23 protein-coding genes are annotated in these 19,181 nt (G+C 70.3%); 9 read left to right on the top strand and 14 right to left on the bottom strand.

Annotated features, from left to right (window positions below; translation table 11 throughout):
* The first annotated feature begins 25 nt into the window (after window positions 1–25).
* Window positions 26–457, top strand: a complete 432-nt coding sequence (locus J8J14_RS01235; protein ID WP_245215231.1) for a phasin family protein — start codon at window positions 26–28, stop codon at window positions 455–457.
* 7 nt (window positions 458–464) lie between these two features.
* Here the strand turns inward: J8J14_RS01235 and J8J14_RS01240 are convergent, their stop codons facing one another.
* Entirely contained in the window at window positions 465–653 is a 189-nt protein-coding gene (locus J8J14_RS01240) for a DUF4169 family protein (protein ID WP_209377585.1), read from the bottom strand.
* 38 nt (window positions 654–691) lie between these two features.
* Here J8J14_RS01240 and J8J14_RS01245 point away from each other — a divergent pair, with 38 nt between their 5' ends.
* Window positions 692–1,354, top strand: coding sequence for a dienelactone hydrolase family protein (locus tag J8J14_RS01245; protein WP_209377586.1), 663 nt, complete (start codon window positions 692–694; stop codon window positions 1,352–1,354).
* A gap of 12 nt (window positions 1,355–1,366) precedes the next feature.
* Window positions 1,367–1,558, top strand: coding sequence for a hypothetical protein (locus tag J8J14_RS01250; protein WP_209377587.1), 192 nt, complete (start codon window positions 1,367–1,369; stop codon window positions 1,556–1,558).
* Between the two features lie 67 nt (window positions 1,559–1,625).
* Here the strand turns inward: J8J14_RS01250 and J8J14_RS01255 are convergent, their stop codons facing one another.
* Window positions 1,626–2,513 carry an S-methyl-5'-thioadenosine phosphorylase gene (locus J8J14_RS01255; protein ID WP_209377588.1) on the bottom strand — a complete coding sequence of 296 codons (888 nt, stop codon included), beginning with the start codon at window positions 2,511–2,513 and terminating at the stop codon, window positions 1,626–1,628.
* A 165-nt stretch (window positions 2,514–2,678) separates the two neighbouring features.
* Here J8J14_RS01255 and J8J14_RS01260 point away from each other — a divergent pair, with 165 nt between their 5' ends.
* Entirely contained in the window at window positions 2,679–4,502 is a 1,824-nt protein-coding gene (locus tag J8J14_RS01260; RefSeq protein WP_209377589.1) for a putative bifunctional diguanylate cyclase/phosphodiesterase, read from the top strand.
* A gap of 108 nt (window positions 4,503–4,610) precedes the next feature.
* Here J8J14_RS01260 and J8J14_RS01265 read toward each other — a convergent pair whose 3' ends face one another.
* From J8J14_RS01265 to petA, 3 genes are read right to left on the bottom strand one after another with little or no spacing between them, the layout of a single operon-like run.
* Entirely contained in the window at window positions 4,611–5,438 is an 828-nt protein-coding gene (locus J8J14_RS01265; protein ID WP_245215232.1) for a cytochrome c1, read from the bottom strand.
* Window positions 5,438–6,763, bottom strand: coding sequence for a cytochrome b (locus J8J14_RS01270; protein WP_209377590.1), 1,326 nt, complete (start codon window positions 6,761–6,763; stop codon window positions 5,438–5,440). Before J8J14_RS01270 ends, J8J14_RS01265 begins: the two co-directional genes overlap by 1 nt.
* A 12-nt stretch (window positions 6,764–6,775) precedes the next feature.
* Complete coding sequence (gene petA, locus J8J14_RS01275) at window positions 6,776–7,375, bottom strand: ubiquinol-cytochrome c reductase iron-sulfur subunit (RefSeq protein ID WP_209377591.1); 600 nt, start codon at window positions 7,373–7,375, stop codon at window positions 6,776–6,778.
* A gap of 222 nt (window positions 7,376–7,597) precedes the next feature.
* Between petA and hemF the strand changes: the two genes are divergently transcribed.
* Window positions 7,598–8,518 carry an oxygen-dependent coproporphyrinogen oxidase gene (gene hemF / locus J8J14_RS01280; protein WP_209377592.1) on the top strand — a complete coding sequence of 307 codons (921 nt, stop codon included), beginning with the start codon at window positions 7,598–7,600 and terminating at the stop codon, window positions 8,516–8,518.
* Window positions 8,519–8,595: 77 nt separating this feature from the next.
* Complete coding sequence (locus tag J8J14_RS01285; protein WP_209377593.1) at window positions 8,596–9,570, top strand: Bug family tripartite tricarboxylate transporter substrate binding protein; 975 nt, start codon at window positions 8,596–8,598, stop codon at window positions 9,568–9,570.
* Between the two features lie 104 nt (window positions 9,571–9,674).
* On the opposite strand, the gene J8J14_RS01290 is transcribed toward J8J14_RS01285, so the two are convergent.
* Together J8J14_RS01290 and J8J14_RS01295 are read right to left on the bottom strand one after the other, a co-directional pair.
* Window positions 9,675–9,890, bottom strand: coding sequence for a hypothetical protein (locus J8J14_RS01290; RefSeq protein ID WP_209377594.1), 216 nt, complete (start codon window positions 9,888–9,890; stop codon window positions 9,675–9,677).
* Window positions 9,891–9,893: 3 nt separating this feature from the next.
* A complete protein-coding gene (locus J8J14_RS01295) occupies window positions 9,894–10,097 on the bottom strand; it encodes a hypothetical protein (protein ID WP_209377595.1) in 204 nt (67 codons plus the stop codon).
* A 102-nt stretch (window positions 10,098–10,199) separates the two neighbouring features.
* Between J8J14_RS01295 and J8J14_RS01300 the strand changes: the two genes are divergently transcribed.
* Window positions 10,200–10,862: a tyrosine-protein phosphatase gene (locus J8J14_RS01300; protein ID WP_209377596.1), complete on the top strand. Its 663-nt coding sequence runs from the start codon at window positions 10,200–10,202 to the stop codon at window positions 10,860–10,862.
* Between the two features lie 29 nt (window positions 10,863–10,891).
* Here J8J14_RS01300 and J8J14_RS01305 read toward each other — a convergent pair whose 3' ends face one another.
* Complete coding sequence (locus J8J14_RS01305; RefSeq protein WP_209377597.1) at window positions 10,892–11,449, bottom strand: HutD/Ves family protein; 558 nt, start codon at window positions 11,447–11,449, stop codon at window positions 10,892–10,894.
* A 255-nt stretch (window positions 11,450–11,704) separates the two neighbouring features.
* Here J8J14_RS01305 and J8J14_RS01310 point away from each other — a divergent pair, with 255 nt between their 5' ends.
* Entirely contained in the window at window positions 11,705–12,127 is a 423-nt protein-coding gene (locus J8J14_RS01310) for a hypothetical protein (protein ID WP_209377598.1), read from the top strand.
* Window positions 12,128–12,133: 6 nt separating this feature from the next.
* On the opposite strand, the gene J8J14_RS01315 is transcribed toward J8J14_RS01310, so the two are convergent.
* The 4 genes from J8J14_RS01315 to J8J14_RS01330 form a co-directional block, all read right to left on the bottom strand.
* On the bottom strand, window positions 12,134–13,903 hold the full coding sequence (locus tag J8J14_RS01315) for an ABC transporter ATP-binding protein (RefSeq protein ID WP_209377599.1): 1,770 nt from the start codon (window positions 13,901–13,903) through the stop codon (window positions 12,134–12,136).
* Window positions 13,904–13,988: 85 nt separating this feature from the next.
* A complete protein-coding gene (locus J8J14_RS01320) occupies window positions 13,989–14,381 on the bottom strand; it encodes a DoxX family protein (protein WP_245215233.1) in 393 nt (130 codons plus the stop codon).
* Window positions 14,382–14,396: 15 nt separating this feature from the next.
* Entirely contained in the window at window positions 14,397–15,707 is a 1,311-nt protein-coding gene (locus J8J14_RS01325) for a CCA tRNA nucleotidyltransferase (RefSeq protein ID WP_209377600.1), read from the bottom strand.
* A complete protein-coding gene (locus J8J14_RS01330) occupies window positions 15,704–16,150 on the bottom strand; it encodes a hypothetical protein (protein WP_209377601.1) in 447 nt (148 codons plus the stop codon). Before J8J14_RS01330 ends, J8J14_RS01325 begins: the two co-directional genes overlap by 4 nt.
* On the opposite strand from J8J14_RS01330, the gene J8J14_RS01335 reads away from it, so the two are divergent.
* A complete protein-coding gene (locus tag J8J14_RS01335; RefSeq protein ID WP_209377602.1) occupies window positions 16,149–17,762 on the top strand; it encodes a hypothetical protein in 1,614 nt (537 codons plus the stop codon). The two genes, J8J14_RS01330 and J8J14_RS01335, sit on opposite strands and share 2 nt — an antisense overlap.
* 65 nt (window positions 17,763–17,827) lie before the next feature.
* Here J8J14_RS01335 and J8J14_RS01340 read toward each other — a convergent pair whose 3' ends face one another.
* Together J8J14_RS01340 and J8J14_RS01345 are read right to left on the bottom strand one after the other, a co-directional pair.
* Window positions 17,828–18,433, bottom strand: a complete 606-nt coding sequence (locus J8J14_RS01340) for a CoA pyrophosphatase (protein ID WP_209377603.1) — start codon at window positions 18,431–18,433, stop codon at window positions 17,828–17,830.
* On the bottom strand, window positions 18,430–19,023 hold the full coding sequence (locus tag J8J14_RS01345; protein ID WP_245215285.1) for a DUF1285 domain-containing protein: 594 nt from the start codon (window positions 19,021–19,023) through the stop codon (window positions 18,430–18,432). The genes J8J14_RS01340 and J8J14_RS01345 overlap by 4 nt, the downstream gene beginning before the upstream one ends.
* Window positions 19,024–19,181 lie beyond the last annotated feature (158 nt).

Here is a 19,181-nt window from a genome sequence, read left to right on the forward strand (position 1 = left end):
CCGAATCCAGAACGGAGGAATGCCCATGTCCGACCGCCTTACCTTCCCGCCGGAGATGGACCCGATGCGCCTCCTGTCCGAGATGCGAGTGCCCATGGTGGATGTTGAGGCGCTGGCCGCCGCGCAGCGCCGCAACCTGGAGGCCCTTTCCGCCGCCAACCGCGTGGCGCTGGAAGGCGCCCAGGCCGTTGCCCGCCGCCACATGGAAATCCTGCAGCAATCCATGTCGGAGATGACGGATGCCGTGCGCGGCACCTCCGCCAGCACGGACCCGCAGGACCGCGCCGCCAAGCAGGCCGAGATCGTGAAGGCCAGCTATGAGCGCGCGGTGACCAACATGAAGGAACTGGCCGACCTCATCCAGAAATCCAACGCCGAGGCGCTGACGGTGCTGAACAAGCGCTTCTCCGAGGCAATGGACGAGGTGCGCGGGATGGTGGCCAAGAAGGAGGGCTGAGGCCCTCCTAGTCCTTCGGCCCTTCCTCCAGCCGCGCGCCGTCCAGCAGGGCGTCGCGCTTCGCCCGGGCGGCGGCGTCCTTCGCCTTCTCCGCCTTGGTGCGGCCATGGGCCGCGCGGTTCGCCGCCGCGCGGGCCCCGGCTTCCGCGCGGTCACGCGCCTTGCGGGCGCGGTTCAGGTTGACGATCTCGGCCATCGGCCCAGGATAGCCCGGCGATTGCAGCGGAGCCATGCATGAGGATCGAATTGACGGCGGCGGATGGCCACCGCCTGTCCGCCTGGCGCACCGGCCCCGCGGATGCCCGCCGCGCCCTGGTGGTGGTGCAGGAGATCTTCGGGGTGAACCCGCATATGCGCCGCCTGTCCGACCATCTCGGCAGCCTCGGCTGGGCCGTGATCACCCCCGCCCTTTTCGACCGCGCCGAGCGCGACGTGGAGCTGGGCTATGAGGCGGCCGACCGGGACCGTGGCCTCGCCCTGCGCGCCAAGGTGCCGGAAGCGGCGGTGATGCTGGACATCGAGGCCGCAGCGGCCGCCCTGCCCGCGGGCGCGGCGCGGGGCATCATCGGCTATTGCTGGGGCGGCACCATCGCCTGGTGGGGCGCCACCCGGTCCAGCAGCTTCGGCGCGGCCGTGGGTTATTATGGCGGCGGCATCGCCCCCACGCGGAACGAGGCGCCGAACTGCCCGGTGCAGCTGCATTTCGGGGAACAGGACAAGGGTATCCCGCTTTCCGATGTGGAGCTGGTGCGCGAGGCGCAACCGGATGTGGAGATCCATGTCTATCCCGGCGCCGGCCACGGCTTCGCCTGCGAGGACCGTTCGAGCTACGATCCCACGGCCACCGCCCTGGCCGAGGAGCGGGCCCTGGCATTCCTGTCGTCCAGGCTGGGCTAGAAGGAGCGAATCATGGTCCTCAAGACCATCATCGGCATTGTCATCTTCCTCGCCCTGCTGGCGGGCCTTCCCTATGTCTGGCCCAACGGCTTCTCCGAAACCCCGCTGCCCATGGTGGTCCTGCTGGCCATCGCGGCCGTGGTGGCCTTCCTCGTAGGCCGGAAGCGCCGCGCCCGCGGCTGGGGAACCAGCTCCAGCGCCTGAGCAGGGCGCGGCCATGCAAAAGGGCGGCTTCCCGGCAGGGAAACCGCCCTTCGTGTTCTTGCGCGGCTCAGGCCGCGCGCAGCAGTCGCCCGGCCACCGCGTCCAGCTTCGCCACCAGCGCCGGGTCGCGCTTCTCGGGCGGGGTGACGATCGCCGCGTCCAGCGCCCGGTCGCAGCCTGAGGGGCATAGCCCGCGCGGCTTGCCCAGCATCGGCACCACGGCCCGCACCAGGTCCTTCGCGCGGCCGGCATTCTCCAGCAGCACCTTCACCACCGCATCCACGGTCACGTGGTCATGGTCGGGGTGCCAGCAATCATAATCCGTCACCATGGCGACGGTCGCGTAGCAAAGCTCCGCCTCGCGGGCGAGCTTGGCCTCGGGCATGTTCGTCATGCCGATCACGTCGCAGCCCCAGGCGCGGTACAGCTCGCTCTCCGCCTTGGTGCTGAACTGCGGGCCTTCCATGACGAGATAGGTGCCGCCCCGCCTGTGCTTCAGCCCGATGCCGCGCGCCGCCTCCTCCAGCGCGTCGCCCAGCCGGGGGCAGAGCGGATGCGCCATGGAGACATGCGCCACGCAGCCCGTCTCGAAGAAACTTTTCTTCCGGGCGAAGGTGCGGTCGATGAACTGGTCCACGATGACGAAGGTGCCCGGGGGCAGGTCGCCATTGAGGCTGCCGACCGCCGAGAGGGAGAGAATCTCGGTGCAGCCCGCACGCTTCATCGCATCGATATTGGCACGGTAGTTCAGCTCGCTCGGCGGAACCCGGTGGCCGCGGCCGTGGCGCGGCAGGAACACGCAGCGCACCCCGGCCAGTGTGCCAAAGAGGAGCTCGTCCGAGGGCTCGCCCCAGGGGCTCTCCACCCGTTCCCAGCGCCGGTCCTCTAGCCCCTCGATATCGTAGAGGCCGGACCCGCCGATCAGGCCGATGACGGGGGTGATCTGCTCGGACATCATGCGCTCCGCTCTCGGCCGGCGCCTTCCCCGGCCGGGCGGTGGATTAGCGGAGCGGCGGCGCGCGCACCAGGGCAGACGAAAATGGATCAACCGGCAGTTGCGCGAGGCAACCGCGAGTTGCACTCTGGGCCCATGCGATTCTGCTCACGGGGATAGACGGGGATGACGCCGCTTCCACGGCCTGCGGACGAAGCCGAACGCCTGATCGATGTCACGGACATCGCCTCCTTCGACCGGGCGACCGAGGAGCTGCTCAACGCCTTCGTGCGCGTGGCCAGCGACCTTGTCGGCGTGCCCATCTCCGGCGTCTCCCTGGTGGGCGAGGAGGAGCAGTTCTTCAAGGCGATCAAGGGCCTGCAAGCCGGCTCCACCCCGCGCGACAACGCCTTCTGCACCCACGCCATCATGAACCCGGACGAGGTGATGGTGGTGCCCGACCTGGCGGCGGACCCGCGCTTCCAGAACAACGACCTCGTCACCCGCGACCCGAGCCTGCGCTTCTATGCCGGCGCCCCGCTGCGTGGCAGCCGGGGGCATGCCGTGGGCACGCTCTGCGTGATGGACCGGGTTCCGCGCGAACTCACCCCCACCATGGTGGAACGGTTGCAGGACCTGGCCCGCGGCGTCTCGGCCGCCCTCTCGCTGCGCCAGGCGATCCGGGAGGTGCACCGCGCCGCCCGGACCGACACGCTGACGGGCGTGTGCAACCGCAAGGGACTCGAGGAGATCCTGGCGGAGGCCGACCCGCAGCGCCTCGGCCTGCTGATGATCGACCTCGACGGCTTCAAGCCGATCAACGACACCTATGGCCATGCGGGCGGGGACAGGGCGCTGGCAGAGGTGGCCCGGCGCCTGCGGGAAACGGTGCGCGCGAGGGACACCGTGGCCCGGCTGGGCGGCGACGAGTTCGTCGTTCTGCTGCGGGAGGTGGAGCGGCCGGAGGCCGGGCTTGGCCTTGCCAACCGGATCCACTCGGCCCTGGCCGATACCTTCATCCTGAACGGCTCCGCCGTGCCGCTCCGGGCATCCATCGGCTTCGCGGCCACGCCCTGGCACGCTAGCGACATCTCCACCCTGATGGAGCGCGCGGATGCGGCGCTCTATACCGCCAAGCGCGCCGGGCGCGGCGTCACCCGCTCGGCCGATGCGTTCCAGGGCGGGGAGGCGGTGGGCCGCACCGCGCTGCAGGCCTGGCTGCGCGAGGCCTTCGCCCCGGGCGGCACGGTGCCCTTCCATCTTGTCTTCCAACCCATTGCCGATCTGAGGACGGGCAAGGTGCGCTCCGTGGAGGCGCTGTTGCGCTGGCGCACCGATAGCGGCCTTTCCCTTCGCCCGGCCGATGTGCTGCCGGTGATCGAGGGCATGGGCTATTCCGGCGCGCTGGACCGCTGGGTGGTGGGCGAGGCCTGCCGGCTGATCGCGCTGGGCCACCCGCCCTACACCATCTCCGTCAACGCCTCGGCCACCAGCTTCGGGGTGCCGGGCTTCGATGCCCAGGTGGAGGCGATCCTGCGCGCCCATGGCATCGCCGGGGACCGGCTGATCATCGAGATGACCGAGGGCTCCCTGGCCGGGGACCCCGATGCGGCCCTGGCCAATATGCATGAGCTGGCGCGGATCGGCGTGCGTGTGGTGCTGGACGATTTCGGCGGCGGCCACGGCACCCTGGCCCGGCTGCGCGGCTACCCCTTCGACGCCATCAAGATCGACCGTTCCCTGGTGGCGGATTGCGCGCGGGACGCACAGGGAACCGCGCTGATGGAAGCAGTGGCCGACATGGCCCATGCCCTTTCCGTTCCGGCCGTGGCCGAGGGCGTGGAGAGTGCGGAACAGCTTGCCCTGTTGTCGCGCTGCGGCGTGGACCGGGCGCAGGGCTTCCTCGTTTCCCGCCCTGTGGCCTGGGAAAGGCTTGAGGAGGCGGCGGAAGGCGTTCCCGCGCGTATTCGCGCGGCGCTCGCCGAACAGCGGGCCAGCACCAGCCCCTGATCGGGCCGCGCCTACCCTCTCCCGCTACGGAATCCGCGAAAGAAGAAGGCCCCGCCCTGGGATCACCGGGGCGGGGCCTTTTTCATGGGGCTGGCGTCCTTCCGGCGATCACTCGCCGTGGAGGTTGGACCAGATCTTGCGCTTCACCGCATAGACTAGGCCGCCCAGGATGGTCAGGAAGACGATCATCCGCACACCCATGGCGCGGCGCTGCTCCAGCTCCGGCTCCGCCGCCCAGGCGAGGAAGCTGGCGATGTCGGTTGCCATCTGGTCCACCGTCGCGGTGGTGCCATCGGCATAGGTCACCTGCCCATCCGTGTTCAGCGGGGGCGCCATGGCGATCTGATGGCCCGGGAAGTACTTGTTGTAGTGCATCCCCTCCATGACGGTGACGCCCGGGGGCGGCTCCTCATAGCCGACGAGCAGGGCATGCATGTAGTCGGCGCCGCCCTCGCGCGCCTTCACCATCACCGACAGGTCGGGCGGCAGCGCGCCATTATTGGCCGCGCGGGCGGCCGCGTCATTCGCGAAGGGGCGGCGGAAACGGTCCGAGGGGCGCGCGGGCCGCTCGAACATCTCGCCGTTGTCGTTCGGCCCGTCCTGCACCTGGAACTGCGACGAGATGGCCGCGACCTGCGACGGGGTGAGCCCGATGCCGGTCAGGTGGCGATAGGAGAGCTGCCGCAGCGAATGGCAGGCGGAGCAGACCTCCTTGTACACCTGGAAGCCGCGCTGGACGGAGGCGCGGTCAAAGGTGCCGAAGATCCCGTCGAAGGTGAACTTCGTGTCGGGGATCCGGATCACGTCATGGCCCGAGCCAGGGCCGCCTTCCGCCGCACGGGCGCCCGTGTCGAGGGCAGCCGGCGCCAGGGCGAGGGCAGCCGCGACAGCGGCCGCCTTCAGGGTCGGGATCAGGTTGAACATGGGGCGGCGCATCACGCCTTCTCCATCGGCTTGGCAGTTGCGCCGGCAGGCAGGGGCCCACCGCCCCGGCGCTTCAGCACCGCGCTCGCGATGCTCTCGGGCAGGGGCAGCGGCTTCTCGAACTTCGCCAGCAGCGGCAGGAGCACGAGGAAATAGGCGAAGTAGTACGCGGTGCCGATCTGGGCGATCAGGATGTAGGGCTGCTCGGCCGGCTTGCCGCCCACCCAGCCCAGGACGAAGAAGTTCACGGTCCAGAGCAGGAAGAGCCACTTGGCGATCGGGCGGAAGCGCATGGAGCGCACCGGCGAGCCGTCGAGCCAGGGCAGGAAGAACAGGATCACCAGCGCGCCACCCATCAGCGCCACGCCACCCAGCTTGTCCGGCACCGCGCGCAGGATCGCGTAGAAGGGCAGGAAGTACCACTCCGGCACGATATGGGCGGGCGTCACCAGCGGGTTCGCCGGGATGTAGTTGTCCGGATGGCCGAGATAGTTCGGCATGAAGAAGACGAGGATGGCGAAGACAATGAAGTAGACCACGATCCCGACGCTGTCCTTCACCGTGTAGTATGGGTGGAAGGGGATGGTGTCCTTCTTCGTCTTCGGCTCGATGCCCAGCGGGTTGTTGCTGCCCGTGATGTGCAGCGCGACCACATGCAGGAAGGTCACGCCGACGATCAGGAACGGCAGCAGGAAGTGCAGCGAGAAGAAGCGGTTGAGGGTGGGGTTATCCACCGAGAAGCCGCCCCAGAGCCAGGTCACGATGTGCTCGCCGATGAGGGGCAGGGCGGAGAAGAGGTTCGTGATGACGGTGGCGCCCCAGAAGGACATCTGGCCCCAGGGCAGCACGTAGCCCATGAAGGCCGTCGCCATCATAAGGATGAACAGGACCACGCCCAGCATCCAGAGCAGCTCGCGCGGCGATTTGTAGGAACCGTAATAGAGCGTTCGCCACATATGGATGTAAGTAACGATGAAGAACATGCTGGCGCCGTTCGAATGGGCGTAGCGCAGCAGCCAGCCATAGTTCACGTCGCGCATGATGCGCTCAACGCTGTCGAAGGCGAGATGCGTGTTGGCGGTGTACTGCATGGAGAGGATGACACCCGTCGCGATCATGATCGCGAGGGTGACCATCGCCAGCGCACCGAAGTTCCAGAAGTAGTTGAAGTTCCGCGGAGTGGGGAAGCTGCCATACTCCAGCTGGATCATGGAGATGACGGGCATGCGCTGGTCGATCCAGCGCAGCACCGGGTTCTCCACCTTGGAGTCGTGCAGGTGCCGGACGTCGTTGTCCGGGTCACTCAGCTTGTGCTGCTCGTGAGGGCCTGCGGCCATGTCGTGCGCTCCTCAGCCGACCCGGATGCGGGTGTCGGAGGTAAAGGAATAATCGGGGATCGCGAGGTTCGTCGGCGCGGGTCCGCGGCGGATACGGCCAGCCGTATCGTAGTGGCTGCCATGGCAGGGGCAGAACCAGCCGCCGTAATCGCCGCGCGCATCCGTGGGCTTCTGACCCAGCGGCACGCAGCCCAGATGGGTGCAGACGCCCAGCACGACCAGCCACTGCTCCTTGCCCGCCTTCACGCGGGACTGGTCGGTAGCCGGGTCACGCAGCTCGCTCACGGGCACCGAGCGGGCCTCCTGGATCTCCTGCGGCGTGCGGCGGCGCACGAAGACCGGCTTGCCGCGCCACATCACCGTCACAGCCTGACCCTCGGCGATCGGGGTCAGGTCCACCTCTGTGCTCGCCAGCGCCAGCACGTCCTGGCTGGGATTCATGGAGTGGATAAAGGGCCAAGCCATCACCACGGTGCCCACGGCTGCGAAGGAGCCCGCAGCCAGTTTCAGGAAGTCGCGGCGGACCGGCCCTTCCCCATGGGCCGGGTCGACATGGCCCGGCCCGGGTCCAGAGGGGCTCGTCTTCGGCAGGTTAGCCAGCACATCGGCCATTCGATCGCTCGTCCTGTTCTCCGTCCCCTTTCCCGCCGCCGATTGGGGGCGCCAGGTGAGGCCGTTGCATCCTTCCCCACGGGGCCGGCGGGCGCCGGACAGGCGGGGCATGGGCCGGGCGCACGCGGGCGCGGTGCCAAGCCGGTGATGGCGCCATATAACGGCGTGGGACCTGGGGTGGCAACGGCGCCCCCCCGCGCCGCAACATACCAATGGGCACGAATGACACATTGCCAAGCCTCGGGCCTGCCCGAGGACCGCTCCCACCCCGGCCATCATCCGTTCGCGGCACCCGCCCGGGCGTGGTTCGAAGGGCTGCGGGATCGCCTCTGCGGGGCTTTCGAGGTCATCGAGGACGAGGGCACCACGGGCCCCCATGCCGCCCTGCCCCCGGGCCGCTTCATCCGCACCCCCTGGGAACGCCCGGAGGGCGGGGGCGGCGTGATGTCGGTCATGAAGGGCCGGGTGTTCGAGAAGGTGGGAGTGAACGTCTCCACCGTCTGGGGCGAGTTCAGCCCGGAATTCCGCAAGCAGATCCCGGGGGCGGAGGAGGATCCGCGCTTCCTGGCCACCGGCGTCTCGCTGGTGGCGCATATGCGCTCCCCCCTCGTGCCGGCGGCGCATCTGAACACGCGCTTCATCACCACCCGCCGCAGCTGGTTCGGCGGCGGGGGGGACCTCACGCCCATGTTCCCCGATTCGCCGGAGTCCCAGGCCGATGCCGCCGGCTTCCACGCCGCCTTCCGGGCCGCCTGCGAGAAGCATGACCCAGGTTACTATCCGCGCTTCAAGAAATGGTGCGACGAATACTTCTTCCTGCCCCACCGCAACGAGCCCCGGGGACTGGGCGGCATCTTCTATGACTGGCTGGGCCGCGACGATCCGGATGAATCGCGCCTGCCCGATCACTTTGCCTTCACCCGGGACGTGGGGGAGGCCTTCCTGGCGGCCTATCCCGCCATCATCCGCGCCCGGATGCACGAGCCCTGGACCGAGGCCCAGCGCGAGCAGCAGCTGATCCGCCGGGGCCGCTACGTGGAGTTCAACCTCCTCCATGACCGCGGCACGCTCTTCGGCCTGCGCACCGGGGGCAATGTGGAGGCCATCCTCATGTCCATGCCGCCCGAGGTGCGCTGGCCGTGACGCATGGTTCTGGCCCCTGGCCGGGGGGAGGCAGGACCGGTTAGGCTGGACGGAACGACAACAGCTCAGGAAGCGTCATGATCGCTCGCCGCCCCCTGCTCGGCGCAGGGCTCGCCCTGCCTTTCATCCGCCCGGCCCATGCCCAGTCCGAATGGCCGAGCCGCCCGGTGCGGATCATTGTCCCCTACCCGCCGGCGGGCTCGACCGATGTGCTCACCCGTATCATCGCGGAGCGCCTCCAGGCCAGGCTGGGGCAGAACTTCGTGATCGAGAACCGGGCGGGCGCGGGCGGGAATATCGGCATCGACGCCGTGGCGAAGGCGGCGCCCGATGGCTACACCTTCGGCTCGGCCACGATCGGGCATTTCTCGATCAACCAGTATCTCTATTCCCGCATGCCCTGGGACATCGACAAGGACCTCGTTCCCGTCGCCCTGACCTGGGAGCTGCCGAACGCCCTGGTCGTCAGCAGCCAGCATGTCCCGTCCCGGACGCTCTCGGATTTCGTCACCTGGGCGAAGCAGAAGCAGGGCGGCCTGAGCTTTGGCAGCCCGGGCGTGGGCACCACGCCGCATCTGTCGGGCGCGCTCTTCGCGTCCCGGACCGGACTGCAGGCAGATCATGTGCCCTTCCGTGGCGCGGCGCAGACCATCCCGGCCATGCTGTCGGGCGACGTGACCTTCGCGCTCGACAACCTCTCCTCCTACGTGCCCGTCATCCAGGAGGGCCGCATGCGCGCCCTGGCCGTGACGAGCGCGGAGCGCGTGCCGACCATGCCGGACGTGCCGACCATGGCGGAGGCGGGCATCCCCGACTTCGTCGTCACCTCCTGGGCGGCCTTCGTCGCCCCCGCCGGCACGCCGCGCCCGATCATCGACCGCATGAACGCCGCGATGCGGGCCGTGGCCGAGGATGAAACGGTGAAGAACCGCTTCCAGCAGATCGGCGCAAAGGCCATCTCCTCCACCCCGGAGGAGGCGGCGGAGCGCGGCCGGAAGGAACGGCCGATGTGGCAGGAAGCCGTGAAGATCAGCGGGGCGCGCGCGGACTGACCCGCGCGGCCTGACAAGGGCCACGCCTGGGATAGCCCGATGAAAAAGGGCCGGGGCGGATCATCCGCCCCGGCCCCTTCCGGACCTGTTGGCCCCAATGGGCCTTAATAACCCGTGCGGTCGCCCTTCAGCTCCGGGTCATGGGTGTGATGGCTGTCCCGCTCGCCACCGCCGCCCGAAACCTGGCTCTTGCTGCTGTTGGTGGCCGGGCCGGGCGCCGTCTTGCCCTTTTCCCGATGCGCCTCGCCATGGCTGCCGCCCTGGTGGCTGCTACCGGGCCCGCCGCCGGAGCGGCTCTTCTCCTCGGTTCCCTTGACCATGGTTCAACGATCCTGCTGGTAGCCCTGGTGGTGGGTGTTGATCCCGGTTCCGCCGGTGATGCCCTGCTGGCCCGGATCATACTTGCCCCGGTTGGCCGCGGTGTTCTTGGCCTCCTTCGGGTTCACGTCACCCTGGCCCGGGGTGTTGCCGCCCCCATGCGGGGCCTGGTTCTCGGGCGGAACGGGGGGCAAATGGGCTTTGGACATTGGCGGGCCTCCTCTTCACTAGAGGGGGCTTAACGCCACGGCGGGAAGGGATGTTTCCCACGCCGTTGCCCTTTCCCCCCTCCCCACCCTATCTCCCCCGCCATGCCGCAGGACCTGACGACCCCCGCCGGACGCCGGTCCGCCCTGGTGAACAGCCTTTTCGTGGACCACGCCATCCTTCGCCAGGGCTGGCGGAACTGGGGCGTGGTGGTGCCGGGGCGGATCTATCGTTCCAACCACCCCTCCCCCTGGCAGCTGCGCCATGCGGCCGGGCGCTTCGGGCTGAGGACGGTCATCAACCTCCGCGGCCAGCGCGCCGATTGTGGTTCCGATGCCCTGTCCCGGGCCGAGGCGCAGCGCCTCGGGCTCGATCACATCGACGCCCCTTTCGAGAGCCGCGGCGCCCCACACCGGGACCGGATTCTCCGCTTGGCCGGGATCTTCCGGGAGATGGCCGAACCCGCCCTGCTCCACTGCAAGTCCGGGGCGGACCGCACGGGGCTGGCGGCGGGCATCCTGCTGCTGCTGGAAGGCGGGACGAGCGCGGAGGCACTGAACCAGCTGCATTGGCGCCATGGCCATGTAAGCGCCTCCCGCACCGGGATCCTGGACGCCTTCTTCCGCCTCTATGCGCGCCAGGCCGAGGGGCGGATGCCCTTCCTGGACTGGGTTCGGGACGAATATGACGAGGCAGGGCTGCGCGCTGCCTTCCAGAGCCGCCCCTGGGCGGACCGGCTGGTGGATGGGGTGCTGCGGCGGGAATAGCGCCGCGGCAACCGGCCCCCGGGCAGGGCTTACCCGCCCTGCGATGCGGGCCGCAGCGCCACGAGGATAGCCAGCGCGGCCCCTCCAGCGGCCCGGAACCGGGTGGCCCCGGGGTGAAGGATCGTGTCCCCGGCCTCCAGCCGCGCATCCCCGGCCTCCAGCACCCCTTCGGCGCAGTGCACCGCCGTCGTCGCCTCCGCCACTTCCAGCCCATGCCCGGCCGCGACCGACTGAACCGCCACCCATGGGGCGCAGCGCGCCCTTTCGGCGAAGACATTGAAGGCGCGGGCCGGGCCGCCACCAGGCCGGTAATGCGCCGGCCGGTCGCCGGGAAAGCAGGCCGGTACGAAGGGGCGGCACGGGATCTGCGTTTCCCCGTCCAGGGTCAAGGTCGCGCCAGCGCCCCCGATGAGGGTGAAAACCCGGTCGGTCCCCCCGAAATGGGAGAAGGCCGCCTCGCCCCCGAGATCGGCGATGCTGATCAGCCAGCCCTCTCCCTCCGCCACGTCGCGGGTTGTGCCCAGGCCGTTCGGCCAGGGCCGGGGCCGCAGCGCCGCGGCCCGGATGATGACGGCGCGCCCGTGCATCGCTGCATCCCTCGAATCCCGGATGCCTTTATGCGCCATGCGGCAGGAAAGGCGAGGCCGGGCACAAGACCCGGGAAGGCACCCTGCTTGTTTCATTTGTGATATTATTCTAACAACTTGCGCGCAAAGATTCGAACCGCGCCAGATCGCGCGCCGACCTGGCGGAGCGCCGCCGGCTTCATGCCCAAAAGGGGCTCCTCAGCTCACGCCGACCGGCCAGCCCAGCCGCGGCGCGCAATGAAAGGAGCGCCGCGGATGAATTCGGCCGATATCCGCTGGTTCACCCTGCCCTCCAGCCCCGCAGCCGGAGGGGAAGGCCTTCCCACCGGCTCCCGCCCGGTACGGAGGGCCTCCCAGCTGGCCCAGGCCGCCACGCAGCTCATGGCCGCCTGGCTGGCCAATCCCCGGAACGAGACGGCGGCGGAGGAGGATGTGCACGCCATGGTTCGCATCGCTCTGGCGATCGAGAAGGAGGTCCACCGCGTGCTGGACCAGCCCGTGGTGCCGGATGACCTTCCGCACCGGCCAAGCCCCCAGGCGCTGGCCTGGCGGGCCGGTTATCTGGACGCTGAAGCCGGGCGCCCGCCCCTGTTCTATGGGCCCGCGGAGCTGGAGCCCGACTACCAGGAGGGCCGGCGCCGCGGCATGGAAACCCGCTTTCACCGCCGGGCCGGGTAGCGCGGCTCAGGCCGCCGCGAAGGCCTGCGCCCGCACCAGCCCGGAATACAGCCCGCCACGCTCCAGAAGTGCCTCATGCGTGCCGGATTCGGCCACGCGGCCGGCATCCATCACCACGATCAGATCGGCGTCCCGCACGGTGGAAAGGCGATGCGCCACCACCAGCGTGGTGCGGCCGGCGCGCAGCGTCGCCAGGGCCGTCTGCACCGCGGCTTCGCTCGCCGTGTCCAGCGCGCTCGTCGCCTCATCCAGCAGGAGCACGCGCGGGTTCCGCAGCAGCGCGCGGGCGAGGGAGATGCGCTGCCGCTGCCCTCCGGAAAGCCTGGCGCCACCGGGGCCAAGCACGGTGTCGTAGCCCTGCGGCAGGGCGGTGATGAACGCATGTGCGGCGGCGGCCCGGGCGGCCTCCTCCACCTGCTGCCGCGTGGCGCCGGGGCGGCCGCAGGCGATGTTGGCGAAGGCGGTGTCGTCGAACACCGTCGCGTCCTGGCCGACATAGGCGATGGCGTCGCGCAGCGATTCCAGGGAAACGCTCCGCACATCCACCCCATCCAGCGTCACCCGGCCGGAGGTCGCGTCATAGAGGCGCGGCACCAGGGCCAGCGCGGTGGACTTGCCCGCGCCGGAGGGCCCGACCAGGGCGAGGGTGCGGCCGGGCTCGGCGACGAAGCTCACGCCATGCAGGGCGCTGCGGTCCTCCTCATAGGAGAAATGGACATCCTCGAAGGCCACGCGTCCCTCGCCCGCGGGCAGGGCAGGCGCGCCGGGCGGGCTGGCGATGTGGCGCGGCGCGTCGATCACCGCGTTCACGCGGGCCAGCCCCGCCAGCCCTTCCTGCAGCGCGGCGTTCAGGCTGCCCAGGGCGCGCACGGGGCGGGCGGCGATGAGCAGCGCGGCAACGAAGCCCGTGAACTCGCCCACCGTCCCCTCCCCCTGGGAGACGCGCCAGCCGACGATGGCGAGGATGGCGGCCACGGCCACGCCGCCGATCGCCTCCAGCATCGGGTCCAGGCTGGCACGGGTGCGGGCGATGGAGAGAAGGCTGGCGCGCAGATTGGCGAAAAGGCGCGCGGCGCGGCCCTCCTCCGCCTCCTCCAGCCGGTAGGAGCGGACCACGCGGGCCGCCGCGAAGCTCTCGGTCAGGGAGGCCGCAGCCTCGCCGACCCGTTCCTGCATCCCGCCCGAAGCGCGGCGGATGCGCTTGCCCAGGCGCAGGATGGGCACCACCGCCACCGGATAGAGCAGCGCCGCCACCAGCGACATCTGCCAGTCCAGCCAGACCATGGAGGCGACGAGTCCCACCACCGTCAGCACATCGGCGATGGCGTTGATGGCCTTGGTCAGCGCCTCCCGGATGGCGGCCGCATCGGCGGTGAAGCGCGCGGCGTGGCGGGCCGGGGCATCCCTGGACACCATCGCGAAATCGGCGCGGGTCAGGGCGCGGAACAGCCGGTTCTGCAGCCCCTCGATCACGCGCAGCACGGTGGACTGGATGGAGACGGCCTGGCCGTATTGCGCCAGCGCCTTGGCCGCAGTGAGGAGAATGATGGCCGGCGGGATGGCCCAGACGATGCGCCCGTCATTTGCCGCGAAGAGATCGAAGGCCTGCTGGATCACCACCGGATAGAGGGCGGTGAGCCCGGCGACGAGACCGGTGCAGAGAAGGGCGAGAAGGATACGGCGAGGATGGTGCCGCACCTCCTCGCGCCAGAGGCGGGCGACGAGGGCGCGGGTGGTGTCGGGATCAAGGCGACGAGCCCTGGAGGAGGAGGCCATGCGCGGGCGGTTACTCCCACCCTCCGCCCATGGCCAGGGGCAACGCCTGGCCGGGGAGGGAAAGGGGCCCTCCCCGGCCCCGCCGTCAGGCCTTGTTGCGGGCCGCGTCCACGCTCCAGGGGCCCGGGCCGGCGAAGACAAGGTAGAGGAAGACGAAGCAGTAGAGGATCGAGGCGTCTCCCCCGTTCAGGGTGGGGTAGAGGTTCCGCGGCGCGTGGAACATCCAGTAGGCCACGGCCATCTCGCCCGAGAGGATGAAGGCCACCGGCCGGGTGAAGGCGCCGATCATGAGAAGCAGGCCGCCCACCAGTTCCAGGATCGCGCCGATCCAGAACAGCGACATCGCCGGCGGCAGGCCGGAGGCGGGCGGGGCCGGGAAGCCGAAGAGCTTCTGCGTGCCGTGCAGGAGGAAGATCAGAGCCGCGACGATGCGCAGCACGGAGAGCACGCGGGGCGCCCAGACAGCGAGGTTGGACAAGGCGGAGTCTCCGATTCAGGTATGACCAACCCGTAACCCGCCGGGTTGATCGCCGGGAAGCATCTTCCCGTGAATGTCCCTCATCAACTCTGCCAATCGGGAACGGCAGGCCTCCGCATCGGCCGTGCAGCCGCCCTCCAGCCACCAGCGGCGCGTCTCCGCCAGAAGCCGCCCCATCTCCGGCCCGGGCTTCACGCCCAGGGCGATGGCATCCCGGCCCTGCAGGGGGAAGACCGGCACCGGCATGGCGGCGATCCGGGCGCGGAAGCGCTCCCACGCCGCGTCATCCGGCCCCTGCCAGCCCCAGGCGCGGTTCACCCCCTGGCGCAGCCAGGCCGCATCCAGCAGCCGCTCCGCCGGCTGGTCCGCCAGCAGGCGGCGCAGCGCGTCGTCATCCGGCCCGCCCGCCGCGATCTCGGGCTGGATAGGCAGGATGTCATGCCCCGCGCGGTAGCGGGCGACCAGGCGCTGCACCTCCTCGTTCGAGGCCTTGAGCCGCCGCGCGGCCTCGGCCGTGCCATGGGTGAGCAGCGCGTCGAAGCGCAGCATCGGGTCCGCCGGCGCGCCGATCTCCGCCAGCGCCCGCAAATGCTTCGCGGCGCCGAGGGAGTCCGGCCCGAGGATGGCCGGCAGCACCCCCGTCTCCTGCATCAGCGCCACCGCGCCGGATGGTTCAGGGGCGGCCAGGAGGCGCTTGATCTCCATCCACACCCGCTCGACCGAAAGCCGGGAGAGATGCCCGACCGCATCCCGGACGGCCGCCACCGCCGCCGGATCGGGCTCCCCGCGCCCGTAGCGGGCCTGGAAGCGGAAATAGCGGAGGGCGCGGAGGTGGTCCTCCACCAGACGCGTTGCCGGGTCGCCCACGAAGCGCACCCGCCCCGCCTCCAGATCCGCCAGCCCGCCGAAATAGTCCCAGAGATCGCCCTCGGCCGAGAGCGAGAGGGCATTGATGGTGAAATCCCGCCGGGCGGCATCCTCCCGCCAGTCGGTGGTCCATTCGACCAGGGCGTGGCGACCATCCGTCACCAGGTCCCGCCGCAGGCTGGTCACCTCCACGGGCTGACCATGCAGCACGGCGGTGACCGTGCCATGGGAGAGCCCGGTTTCATGCACGCGCAGCCCGGCGGCGGTCAAGCGGGCCGCAATCTCCCCGGGCGGAAAGGGCGCGGCCACATCCACATCGGCCACGGGCCGGCAGGCCAGCGCATCCCGCACCGCGCCACCGACCGCGCGCGCGCCGGGCAGGGTGGCCAGCACGGCGGCCGGCGCCGGATCGGCCAGGAAGGCGGGCGGGGCGATCCGGGCAATGGGGGGATCGTTCACCGGGGTTGTGCCCCCTGATGCGGCGGGGGCGGGGCGGGCAGCGGTGCCGGCGGCCAGGCGCCAGGCCGGCGGGAGGGTTCCACATGGCCGGGCACGATCCCATCCGCCGTCACGCGTGGCGGCACATAGGCCGCCTTGGGGTCCATCCCGCGCGCAAGCCCGTACCAGACCGCCCCGCCGATCGCGATCACCAGCCCCAGCAGGGCCAGCGCGATCAGATGCGCCGCCACCGCCCGGCCGGGATTCAGGCGCAGCCAGAGCGCGTAGAGGGCGAAGGGCGAGAGGAAGAGGACCGCCTCGATGAGATAGGGCATGCCCGGCCTATATGCCGCCGGCATGGCCCCGCCGGTAGGGGCGACCAATGCCGTGGCGGCAGGGCGGGATGGCTTGACCACCCTCCCCTCCCCGACGAAGACGGCGCGCCCCGCAAGACAGCCGAGCATGACACCCATCCCCAGGACCGCGACGCTCCGCCACCCCGCAACGCGGCTCCTTCTCTGCCTGGCGGTCGCGGGCATCGCCTCCGTCCTGCGCGGGCAGGACCGGAACTGGGACCTGCTGAATTATCATCTCTACGCGCCCTTCGCCCTGCTGGAGGGGCGGCTGGGCACCGACCTCATGCCCGCGGGGATCCAGAGCGGCTTCAATCCGCTGATCGACCTTCCCTATTATCTCCTGGCCGTGTCCTGGCTGCCGGAATGGCCGCGGCTGGTGGCCTTCCTTGCCGGGTTGCCCTTCGGGCTGCTCGCCTTCCTCGTCTTCGAGCTTTGCGCCAGCTTCCTGCGCGGCCTGGCCCATGGCGGGGAGCCGCTTCCAACAAACCCGGCCGCCGCGGCCGGCATCGCCATGCTGTTCGGAATGTCCGGCAGCACGGTCTGGTCGGAAATCGGGACCACCTATGGGGACATTCCCATCGCGGTGCTGGTCGCCGGTGGCCTTCTCGGCCCCTTCCGTGCGCTGGAAACCCCGCCCCGCCCAGGGCGCTGGGCGGGCTTTGCCCTGCTGGCGGGGCTCTGCCTGGGCTTCGCCGCCGCGCTGAAGCTGACCGCGGCCCTCTTCGCCCCCGCCCTCACCCTTGCCCTGGTCGCCGCGGCCTTCTCGGCCGGCATGGGCTGGCGAAACGCCCTGGCGGGTGGCCTGTGCTTCTGCCTGGGCTGGGCCATCGCCTTCGCGGCGGGCTGGGGCTGGTGGGGCTGGGCCATGTGGCAGCGCTTCGGCAACCCGGTCCACCCGCTGATGAACCACATCTTCCAGTCGCCCTGGGCACCCCTCGAGTCCGGCGAGGACAGGCGCTTCCTTCCCCGCAGCGCGCTGGAAGCGATGGCCTATCCCTTCTTCTGGCTGCGCGGCCGCCCCTTCGTGGTGGCCGAGACCGGCGTGGCCGATCCGCGCTTCGCCCTGGCCTGGCTGGCGGTGCTGGCTGTCCTGCTGCGCGCCGCCTGGGCCTGGCTGTCGCGCCGCCCCTGGTGGCTTCCGCCCGGCACCGTGCTGCTCCTGGCCTTCGCCACCATCGCCTTCGCGCTCTGGGAGGCCCAGTTCTCCATCCTGCGCTACATCCTGGTGCTGGAAGCCCTTACCGGCCTGGTCCTGCTCGCCACCGCCATGGCCCTGGGCCAGGCGCGCTGGCGGCACTTCCTGCCCGCCTTCCTTGGCCTCGCCGTGCTCGTCACGGCGGTTTCGGAGAAGCAGAACTGGGGCCGCCTGCGCCAGTACGGCCAGCGCGTGGTGGAGTTGGAGGCGCCAGTCCTGCCCGACAACGCCGTGGTGGCCACCACGAACCATCCCATGGCCTTCGTCCTGCCCCTGCTTCGAGGGAAGGACCCGGTCTATGTCGGGCTCGTGGGCCTCACCCCCGGAACCCGCCAATGGGAGGAAACACGCAGGCTCCTGCATTCCGGGCGGCCCATCCTGCTGCTGATGGACCCGACCCAGCCGGAACGGGCCGCCGACCCCGGCGCCTTCGGGCTGGTGGTGGATAGCGGCGCCTGCGCGGCCGTCCGTTCAAATCTGCGGAGTGGTTTGTTGCTCTGCCGGGCAAGCGCTGCTCCCGGGTAGGGCTGGCAGCTTCCGGGGCGAGCTTGCTCCGGCGGGTGCCTCTGGGGCAGCCAGCGCCTGGCGGATCAGTCCCGCAGCGCCAGGGCCAGGCTCCGCAGCATCGCGGCAGTGGCGCCCCAGATGGTCTGGGTTTCGTGCGGCCATTGCCAGTACTCGCGGTTCCGCCCGCCGAACACGCCGCTGCGCCTTTCGGGTGCGGCGGGGTCCAGCAGCCGGGCCAGCGGGTACTCGAACACCTCCGCCACCTCGGCGGGCGCGGGGGTGAGGGTGACGGGGGGGTCCAGCAGGGCCACCACGGGGATCACATGGAAGCCAGTGCCGGTGACCATGGCGGGCAGGCGGCCGGCGATGCGGGGCAGGCGGGGGTCGAGGCCAACCTCTTCCGCCGCCTCGCGCAGGGCGGCGGACTCCGGGGTTTCGCCGGGCTCGATCCGGCCCCCGGGGAAGGCGACCTGACCGGCATGGGCGGACAGCGTGGCGGCACGGAGCGTGAGCAGGATGCCCGGCGCCTCATGCAGCAGGATCGGCACCAGCACGGCGGAGCGGCGGGCGCCTTCCGGGGGCTGCACATCCGCCGCGGCGCGGGCGAGGCGTTTGGGGTCGGCGAGGCGCTCCTCCACCTCGGCAGGGCCGAGGGAGGGCGGGAGAAACGCCGGAAGGCTGTCGGTCACGCCAGCTCGTCGTCGAATTCCTCGACGGGATCATCATCCTCGGCGGGGCTGTCGTCGATGATGAAGAACACGCCCTGGCTCCAGACACCCATCACCTCGCGCCCATCCACCGTCTCGGGCTGGGCGAGGGCGACGAGCTCGTAAAACACGGGGCGGCTGATCCGGGCCTCCAGCCCGGGGCGGACCGTGACATAAGGGCGGGGTTCACGGGTGATGGGGTCGATCTCCACCCGGATCGGATGGTTCTCGTCGGCGCTCACCAACTCGCCGATATTGGTCCGGAAGGTGAGGCACTGCCGGGCGGCACGCTTGCGGTCCCCGGCGTCGCAGGCGCCTTCGCCGCAGCAATGGCCCCAGTTCAGCTCCACCGCCACGAAGGGCGCGTCCTCCACCTCGATCCGGCCGCGTTCGACAGGGGTTTCAAGCCAGTAGCTGCCATCCGCCTCCCGCTTCAGCACGGAGGCGAAGAGGCAGACCAGCTCCTTCCGGCCGATCGGGCTGCCCTGGTAGTACCAGGTGCCGTCGCGGGCGATCCGCATGTGAAAGTCGCCGCAAATGGTGCGGGGCTGGCGCACCACATTCCCGGTCATCAAGGGCAAAACTGGTTTCCCGCCGTCTGTAACGTCATGCATCCCCAGCGCCATGTGACTTCCTCCGCGCCATCGAAGAGCCCTACCCTCGCCGATCATCCAACACGCCTCCATTTGTGGGGAGGCAGGTGCCGGTCCGGGTGTTACCCACCGGCAAT

It is taken from the genome of Pararoseomonas baculiformis (genome assembly GCF_017813395.1).
Classification (GTDB): Bacteria; Pseudomonadota; Alphaproteobacteria; order Acetobacterales; family Acetobacteraceae; genus Roseomonas; species Roseomonas baculiformis.

What these genes read in the sequence shown, in the direction of transcription:
- J8J14_RS01240 (WP_209377585.1), bottom strand. Translation starts at nt 653, where the DNA reads ATGGCCGAGATCGTCAACCTGAACCGCGCCCGCAAGGCGCGTGACCGC.
- J8J14_RS01330 (WP_209377601.1), bottom strand. Translation starts at nt 16,150, where the DNA reads ATGCTCGGCTGTCTTGCGGGGCGCGCCGTCTTCGTCGGGGAGGGGAGG.
- J8J14_RS01310 (WP_209377598.1), top strand. Translation starts at nt 11,705, where the DNA reads ATGAATTCGGCCGATATCCGCTGGTTCACCCTGCCCTCCAGCCCCGCA.
- J8J14_RS01265 (WP_245215232.1), bottom strand. Translation starts at nt 5,438, where the DNA reads ATGCGCCGCCCCATGTTCAACCTGATCCCGACCCTGAAGGCGGCCGCT.
- J8J14_RS01250 (WP_209377587.1), top strand. Translation starts at nt 1,367, where the DNA reads ATGGTCCTCAAGACCATCATCGGCATTGTCATCTTCCTCGCCCTGCTG.
- J8J14_RS01345 (WP_245215285.1), bottom strand. Translation starts at nt 19,023, where the DNA reads ATGACCGGGAATGTGGTGCGCCAGCCCCGCACCATTTGCGGCGACTTT.
- petA (WP_209377591.1), bottom strand. Translation starts at nt 7,375, where the DNA reads ATGGCCGATGTGCTGGCTAACCTGCCGAAGACGAGCCCCTCTGGACCC.
- J8J14_RS01270 (WP_209377590.1), bottom strand. Translation starts at nt 6,763, where the DNA reads ATGGCCGCAGGCCCTCACGAGCAGCACAAGCTGAGTGACCCGGACAAC.
- J8J14_RS01235 (WP_245215231.1), top strand. Translation starts at nt 26, where the DNA reads ATGTCCGACCGCCTTACCTTCCCGCCGGAGATGGACCCGATGCGCCTC.
- J8J14_RS01295 (WP_209377595.1), bottom strand. Translation starts at nt 10,097, where the DNA reads ATGTCCAAAGCCCATTTGCCCCCCGTTCCGCCCGAGAACCAGGCCCCG.
- J8J14_RS01285 (WP_209377593.1), top strand. Translation starts at nt 8,596, where the DNA reads ATGATCGCTCGCCGCCCCCTGCTCGGCGCAGGGCTCGCCCTGCCTTTC.
- J8J14_RS01315 (WP_209377599.1), bottom strand. Translation starts at nt 13,903, where the DNA reads ATGGCCTCCTCCTCCAGGGCTCGTCGCCTTGATCCCGACACCACCCGC.
- J8J14_RS01255 (WP_209377588.1), bottom strand. Translation starts at nt 2,513, where the DNA reads ATGTCCGAGCAGATCACCCCCGTCATCGGCCTGATCGGCGGGTCCGGC.
- hemF (WP_209377592.1), top strand. Translation starts at nt 7,598, where the DNA reads ATGACACATTGCCAAGCCTCGGGCCTGCCCGAGGACCGCTCCCACCCC.
- J8J14_RS01260 (WP_209377589.1), top strand. Translation starts at nt 2,679, where the DNA reads ATGACGCCGCTTCCACGGCCTGCGGACGAAGCCGAACGCCTGATCGAT.
- J8J14_RS01305 (WP_209377597.1), bottom strand. Translation starts at nt 11,449, where the DNA reads ATGCACGGGCGCGCCGTCATCATCCGGGCCGCGGCGCTGCGGCCCCGG.
- J8J14_RS01300 (WP_209377596.1), top strand. Translation starts at nt 10,200, where the DNA reads ATGCCGCAGGACCTGACGACCCCCGCCGGACGCCGGTCCGCCCTGGTG.
- J8J14_RS01245 (WP_209377586.1), top strand. Translation starts at nt 692, where the DNA reads ATGAGGATCGAATTGACGGCGGCGGATGGCCACCGCCTGTCCGCCTGG.
- J8J14_RS01290 (WP_209377594.1), bottom strand. Translation starts at nt 9,890, where the DNA reads ATGGTCAAGGGAACCGAGGAGAAGAGCCGCTCCGGCGGCGGGCCCGGT.
- J8J14_RS01335 (WP_209377602.1), top strand. Translation starts at nt 16,149, where the DNA reads ATGACACCCATCCCCAGGACCGCGACGCTCCGCCACCCCGCAACGCGG.